Here is a 1,305-nt window from a genome sequence, read left to right as displayed (position 1 = left end):
AGGGATCGCTGGATTGACCACAGGCGTTACGGCCAGCTGCGTGGCGCTGTTGACCGCGGTGATCTGAAGCACCTGCGCCGGGGTGGTCATAACAATGACGGTACAGCCGTTACGGATCAGCGTGCCCGCTGCTGTGAAATTAGTGCCGGTGCCGGTGAGCGTGTTGCCGTTGCCGGCGATCGTGCCAGTGGTGTAAATCATGTTTTCTCCGGGCAATAAAAAACCCGCTCGCGGCGGGTCTGATGTGGAATGAGTGTTTTTTCAGGCTGGCTAAACCAGCCCGAGCGCATAGGGGTAATACTGATCGTAAATGCTGCAGTCGATATAACCGACGTAGCCGCTAATCGCCCACGGCTTAAACGCAGCGGCCTCACCGGACGAAATAATCCGGCTGGAATAGACCACCGCCGAGGACGCTTTCCAGACGCCACCAGAAATACCCGCGCTGGAACAGTTCATGTTCAGGTAGCCACCGTATTGTGGGTTCGATGGGTCTTGTGGAATATAAATTCCGGAGGTGATCCCGGGAGTGACTGCCATTGGGGCTGCAGACGTTGCATCCCCCGCCAAAAGTCGCATGTTCAACGGCAGACAATTGCTGTGCCATACCATAGCGCCGTCCCGGTAAACGAAAAATCCCCAGTCGGGAATGTTCACCAGGTAGTTAGAGAATATGTACAGGCGGCAACCTGTTTGCGTCATGCCGCCCGTCTGTACGAACGAGAATCCGTAATTGCCTCCTGCATTGTACTGCTGGTAAAAGGACGTCGGCATCCGTGCATCGCCGTCGCGCGCACGGATAAACGTCACGATTTTCTGACCCAACGGGACTGATGAGGCAATGTTCTGGCTACCCGGCGGAACATCAATCACGCTGACCAGGCAAAACGGGGTGAAGTCAGGCGCAAGTTTAATTGTCCTGTTGCCGTTGCCGTCGTAGGAGTAGAGAGAGAATCCGTAATAATCCGACTCCCGCCCCGTATTGGGCGAGGCGAACACTACCAGCCGGATCGGCGTCGCCACGTTCCATGAGACGACATTCCCGGAAACAGTTACCTGATACGGGTTATTAGTCGGCATCACCTGGATAACCGACTCGATAAGAAGTGATGCCTGGTAGGTACATCCGGCCGGGTAGGATTTGCTACCCGAACCGGATATATCCAGCACATCCATCACGTAGTTAACCGCCATCGAGTTGATAGCGTCAAACGAGGTTCCCTGGATAAATGTCTGCATTACAACCTCTGCCCCATGACCGCAGCCGGACGTCCATACTGGTCATACGAAACGATCCGGTTATTG

The 1,305-nt window shown here is 54.9% G+C and carries 1 protein-coding gene and 1 pseudogene; both read right to left on the bottom strand.

Features of this window, described 5'->3' with window-relative positions:
* Positions 1–201, bottom strand: a pseudogene (locus FN633_RS00010) (phage tail fiber protein); the annotation flags it as partial.
* A gap of 69 nt (positions 202–270) precedes the next feature.
* The gene (locus FN633_RS00005; RefSeq protein ID WP_154056326.1) at positions 271–1,239 is read right to left on the bottom strand and encodes a hypothetical protein; all 969 of its coding nucleotides are present in this window, start codon (positions 1,237–1,239) and stop codon (positions 271–273) included.
* Between the last annotated feature and the right edge of the window lie 66 nt (positions 1,240–1,305).

This window comes from Pseudescherichia vulneris (genome assembly GCF_902164725.1).
GTDB lineage: Bacteria > Pseudomonadota > Gammaproteobacteria > Enterobacterales > Enterobacteriaceae > Pseudescherichia > Pseudescherichia vulneris.
The sequence above is the reverse complement of the archived record's forward strand: the minus strand, read 5'-3'. Positions and strand labels throughout refer to the sequence as shown.